This window comes from Mesorhizobium sp. M5C.F.Ca.IN.020.29.1.1, assembly GCF_003997375.1.
In the GTDB taxonomy this organism is placed as follows: domain Bacteria; phylum Pseudomonadota; class Alphaproteobacteria; order Rhizobiales; family Rhizobiaceae; genus Mesorhizobium; species Mesorhizobium wenxiniae.
On sequence record NZ_RZSW01000511.1, the window covers coordinates 1 to 4,577 of the forward strand.

At 60.1% G+C, this 4,577-nt stretch carries 5 protein-coding genes and 1 tRNA gene; 5 read left to right on the forward strand and 1 reads right to left on the reverse strand.

The genetic code is table 11. The features are described from left to right. Positions 1 to 68: 68 nt before the first annotated feature. Entirely contained in the window at positions 69 to 950 is an 882-nt protein-coding gene (locus tag EOA85_RS28435; RefSeq protein WP_127211977.1) for a transglutaminase family protein, read from the forward strand. Here EOA85_RS28435 and EOA85_RS28440 read toward each other — a convergent pair. Beyond that, on the reverse strand, positions 941 to 1,240 hold the full coding sequence (locus tag EOA85_RS28440; protein WP_065009244.1) for a DUF1236 domain-containing protein: 300 nt from the start codon (positions 1,238 to 1,240) through the stop codon (positions 941 to 943). The genes EOA85_RS28435 and EOA85_RS28440 overlap by 10 nt on opposite strands. Positions 1,241 to 2,176: 936 nt before the next feature. On the opposite strand from EOA85_RS28440, the gene EOA85_RS28450 reads away from it, so the two are divergent. The 4 genes from EOA85_RS28450 to EOA85_RS28465 form a co-directional block, all read left to right on the forward strand. Then, complete coding sequence (locus tag EOA85_RS28450) at positions 2,177 to 2,437, forward strand: hypothetical protein (RefSeq protein ID WP_029353198.1); 261 nt, start codon at positions 2,177 to 2,179, stop codon at positions 2,435 to 2,437. A gap of 330 nt (positions 2,438 to 2,767) precedes the next feature. Beyond that, a tRNA-Cys gene (locus EOA85_RS28455) sits at positions 2,768 to 2,841 on the forward strand. A gap of 107 nt (positions 2,842 to 2,948) precedes the next feature. Further along, positions 2,949 to 3,617: a protein-L-isoaspartate O-methyltransferase gene (locus tag EOA85_RS28460; protein WP_127211978.1), complete on the forward strand. Its 669-nt coding sequence runs from the start codon at positions 2,949 to 2,951 to the stop codon at positions 3,615 to 3,617. A gap of 186 nt (positions 3,618 to 3,803) precedes the next feature. Further along, a partial coding sequence (locus tag EOA85_RS28465) for a TolC family protein (protein ID WP_164759936.1) occupies positions 3,804 to 4,577 on the forward strand: 774 nt, incomplete at its 3' end.

Below are 4,577 nucleotides of genomic sequence, written 5' to 3' on the forward strand. Positions count from 1 at the left end.
CCTCTAAATGTGTTCGGAACTGTTCTCGGCAATCCGGAGTTTGCTTTAATCAACGCATTGGAGCTTCGATGCGTATCCGCGCAGGTTTCAACCTCGCCTACGAATGTCCGCAGCCGACACCGATGCTGCTCGTCCTTGATATCCATCCTTCACGTCGCGGGGATCTTTTGACGGAACAGATCATCGGCTTCGATCGCCCGGTCGACGCCCGCGGCTACATCGACGTTTTCGGCAATTTATGCACGAGAATAGAGGTGCCCGCGGGGCTTACGACGATATCAACGAACTTCGAAATTCATGACACCGGCAAGCCAGAAATTGTGGCCGCGGGCGCCGTCCAGCACGATATCAAAGAGCTGCCCGACAACGTGCTCAGGTTTCTTCTCGGCAGCCGCTACTGCGATACCGATCGGCTTGGCGACTTCGCTTGGAGCAGTTTTGGCAATACCGCACCCGGGTGGGCGCGCGTCCAGGCGATCTGCGATTTCGTTCACGAACACATCACCTTCAACTACCAGGCTGCGGACACGCTGCGGACCGCCTATGGCGCGCTAACCGACCGGGCCGGCGTGTGTCGCGATTTTGCGCATCTGGCAATCACGCTGTGCCGTTGCATGAACATTCCGGCGCGATATTGCACCGGCTATCTCGGCGACATCGGCATACCGCCGATGCCGTACCCCATGGATTTCAACGCATGGTTCCAAGTCTATCTCAGCGGCCATTGGTTCACCTTCGATGCACGGCACAACCAGCCTCGCATAGGCAGGATCCTGATGGCGACGGGATGCGATGCCAATGACGTCGCTATCTCAACGAGCTTCGGTCTTTCCCGGCTCACCCGCTTCGAAGTGATCACAGAAGAAATCCACGCCGAGCCTGAGAAGGCGTCAGCCCGCCGCACCTTTCGGCATGACGGGCTTCAGCGTGACGTGTCAAGTCAGTCGTAGACCTTCACAATCTTGCGGGTACCTGGATCGACCAGGACGGTTCGGCCATCGACGACGACGTAGCGGTACTGAACGTCCGGCACCTCGTACAGCTCGACTGTTTCGGGCAGAGGTGTGCCGATGTTGAGCTCCACGCCGGGAAGGCTGAGTGATGCCACTGGTTTCTTTTTCACGTATTCGCGGATCACAGTGTCCTGCTCGGGTTGAATAATGACGTCCTGAGCGGCGGCGGCGCTGACGCCAACGAACAGAAGGATGCCTGCCGCAGCCGATGTAAGTTGCTTACCCATAATAGCCTCCAAGCAACCTTCAGCTGCGGTGCTTGATTGCTGCCGCGACGGGTTGCATAGTTATCTGAACGATGCGGCGCAATTCTTGTTCCATTTTGTACGGCGCGAACCCGCTGCCACGGCATATCAACGCTGACGTTCGCGGCTGCCCGCGAACGCGCTCCCGCTCAAGGCTTAGGTTCTTCCGGAGGAGGCGCGTTTGGGACTGGACAATCAGGATGTGGCCATTTTTCACACGGAGAGGGCTGTCGCCAGCGTCGCCATAACGTTCCACGAGTTTTGCGAATCCGTAGGCGAAGGCGGAAAGCAGCGCCAGGATAACCACTATGCGAGCGGCCATACGGGATTATAGCAGGATCCCGCTTAGGATTGACCCCAGTATCAGCTTGCGCTCGACAAGTTTGCGGCGAGGTTCGCAAGATCTGAACGCATCTCGTGAGCTTCCTTGCCACAGCTGGGCGACGTGAATGCGTCGGTACGCTGGCATGGATTTGCGCGGGCTCGCCGGCACCGGCCGGTGGAAGGACGAAAAGTCAGTAGCTCGCTACGCGCATGTCCTCGTTTCGGAAGGCTGATTGCTCCCGACTCGTAAATCGAAAGTGCCCAGGCGAAGCGCACTATTGAAAATCTTCGGGATAAACTGGTGCTGCGAGAGAGGATTGAACTCTCGACCTCTCCCTTACCAAGGGAGTGCTCTACCACTGAGCTACCGGGGAACAGAGGCTCTCATGTGAGTGGCGCAGCCTATAGCAAACCCGTTTCGGCTTTGCAAAGAAGCATTTCGTATTTTCGGCGCTTTTTCGCGCGACGATTTCTAGCAATCATGTGCGCGCGTCCTCATATGAGCCGTCTGACGGGGTGCGCGGAACCGAAAACGTGGTTGCGGCTTTCGTCAGCTGGTGCTTCTACTTTGCCCGAACGGACCACCGACCAGACATGAGCGCAGCAAGCCACAACCATCCACCGGCACGGAAAATATCGGTCTTCGGCCGTCAGTTCACCATGCCGCGCTCGCGCGGCCTCAGGATTGCGATCGGCGTCGTGCTGATCTTCGGCGGCATTCTCGGCTTCCTGCCGATCCTGGGATTCTGGATGATACCGATCGGATTGCTGGTGCTCTCCTACGAGTTCGCCTTGGTACGCCGCCACCGGCGCCGGCTTGTCGTGTGGTGGGAACGGCGGCGGCGGCCGAACTGACGGTTTGCACCGCGTGGCAAGCCTCTGTGAAGGGGCGGTCTTTCCGGCTCGACTCCACCCGGCTGATGCCCGGCGCCCTTTTTTTCCGGCCCTTGCAACTCCTTCAAAATGGCGGACCTTCTGCTTACCCGACGTGAGGTCCAGGCCCCGGGCTTCCCTTTGCAAAATTCCGTACTTAACAGTTAACTAATATTTTGATTGCAGCATGCGTGTCGACGACGCGATGCGTGGAATCATGGTCGAGGGGAAACCGTCCGGAATGCACCATGGCCGCTTGACGGCATTTTCGCCGCAACCTATTGGAACCGGGTGGAACGCCGGGAGCAATGAGGCCTCGTGGCGGAGTGGTTACGCAGAGGACTGCAAATCCTTGCACCCCGGTTCGATTCCGGGCGAGGCCTCCAAATGCCCAAGCTCCCGCGCACCAGCGCCAGGGGGCTTGAGTTCCGGTCGAAATGAGCCGCGGTCTTGGCGCGGCAAGCAGATTGGTTTTGGGCGGATTGGTTGGAACATGAGCGCTGATTTTGCCGAACGTCGGGTGAAGATGGTCGATGGCCAGATCCGCACCACCGACGTGACCAGCGCGCCGCTGCTCGAGGCGCTGCTTGTCGTGCCGCGCGAGGCCTTTGTTGCCCCCGGCCAGCGCGATCTAGCCTATATCGACGAAGACATCCGCATTGCCAATGCAGCGGATGGCCCCCGCTACCTCATGGAGCCTTCGCCGCTGGCCAAGCTGATGCAGCTGGCCGAAATCGGCCCTGGCGATTCGGCGCTCGATGTCGGCTGCGGCACCGGCTATGCGGCGGCGATCCTGTCGCGGCTGGCAAAGTCCGTCGTTGCGCTCGAAAGCGATCCGGCATTGGCCGAGACCGCCATGTCGACTCTTTCGGCGCTTGGCTGCGACAATGTCAGCGTGGTCACGGGACCGCTGCCGGAAGGCCACGCCGCGGGAGCACCCTACGATGTCATTTTCATCGGCGGCAGCGTGGGGAAAGTGCCGGAGCCGCTGCTCGACCAGCTTGCGGAAGGCGGTCGGCTCGTCGCCGTCGAAGGGCAGGGGAATTCGGGTGTGGCCCGATTGTTTCTGAAAACAGGGGGGGTTGTAGCCGGAAGAGGCGCATTTAATGCGGCAATTAAGCCACTACCGGGATTCGAACGTATTCGTGCGTTTGAGTTCTGAATGATTTTGGCTTGCAGCAAAGGCGTTGTCATGTTCGCTTGCGCTTGAACAATCGTTGCTGATCCGCATAACCGGGGTGTTCTTTTGGGGGCTGACAGCAGGGAACCTGAAACACACCGCGCCGGCTGCTCAAATGGGAGAAGCCGGCGCGGTGTGGTTCCCATGCAAAACGAATGAGGGAATAACGTGCCGTCTTTACGCAAGAGCCTTTTTGCCGCCGTCCTCGTCTCGGCGACCGCGCTTTCTCCGCTGGCCGCCTCGGCGGAAACTATTCTCGGTGCACTTTCAAAAGCCTACCAGAACAATTCCCAGCTCAATTCGGCTCGTGCCGGCGTCCGTGTCACCGATGAGGGCGTCGCCATCGCCAAGTCGGGGTGGCGCCCGACCATCACCGGTTCTGCCGACATCGACTTTTCCAGAAGCCATTTCGATGCCCGTAGCAATGGCCCCGGGTCGAACCGAAGCATCTCGTTGACCACTGGCAACTTCGGCGTCCAGATCGACCAGACTCTGTTCGACGGCTTTCAGACCAGAAACAACGTCGCTGCCGCCGAATCGCAGGTCCGCGCATCGGTCGAGAGCCTGCGCAACACCGAAGAGAACATTCTGTTCAACGCGGCAAGCGCCTACATGGACGTGATTCGCGACCGCCAAGTCGCGGTGCTGACGGAGCAGAACCTGCAGTTCCTGACCGAGCAGGCGCGCGCCGCACGTTCGCGCTTCGACGTCGGCGAAGGCACCCGCACCGACGTGGCACAGGCCGATGCCGAGCGCTCCTCTGCCGTGGCGGAACTGGCCGCCGCCCGCGCCCAGGCGCTGGCAAGCGCTGCGACCTATCGCCAGATCGTCGGCGACGAGCCAGGCAGGCTCAGGGCCGCTTCGCCGCTGTCGAAGCTGTTGCCGTCGAACCTCGATGCAGCGATCGCGATTGCATCCAGCGAGCACCCGGCCATCCTCGCC